The organism is Halomonas sp. SIMBA_159 (genome assembly GCF_046536035.1).
Lineage (GTDB): Bacteria > Pseudomonadota > Gammaproteobacteria > Pseudomonadales > Halomonadaceae > Vreelandella > Vreelandella venusta_A.
This window is the reverse complement of sequence record NZ_JAWJBT010000517.1, coordinates 1-274: the sequence shown is the minus strand read 5'-3', so window position 1 is coordinate 274 and position 274 is coordinate 1. Positions and strand designations below refer to the sequence as shown.

The 274-nt window shown below is 66.8% G+C and carries 1 protein-coding gene; it reads left to right on the top strand.

Annotated features, from left to right (window positions below; genetic code table 11):
* The coding region (locus R0J87_RS20260; protein WP_498888504.1) for a glycoside hydrolase family 3 N-terminal domain-containing protein at positions 1-274 on the top strand (274 nt) is incomplete at both ends.

Genomic DNA, 274 nt, shown 5'->3' with positions numbered 1-274 from the left:
CCGGGCGCGCACGACGTGATCGGCGATCGCGCTTTCTCTGCCGACCCGGACATCGTAATCGCGCTGGGCCGTGCAGTCTGCGAAGGCCTGTTGGCTGGTGGCGTGCTGTCGACGATCAAGCACGTGCCCGGACATGGCCGGGCGACTGAGGACACGCACGAGGCATTGCCTCGGGTCACGGAGAGCCACCACACGCTGGCGGTGACCGATTTCGTGCCGTTCAAGGGGTTGGCCGCTCAGCCTTGGGCGATGACGGCGCACGTGATCTACGAGG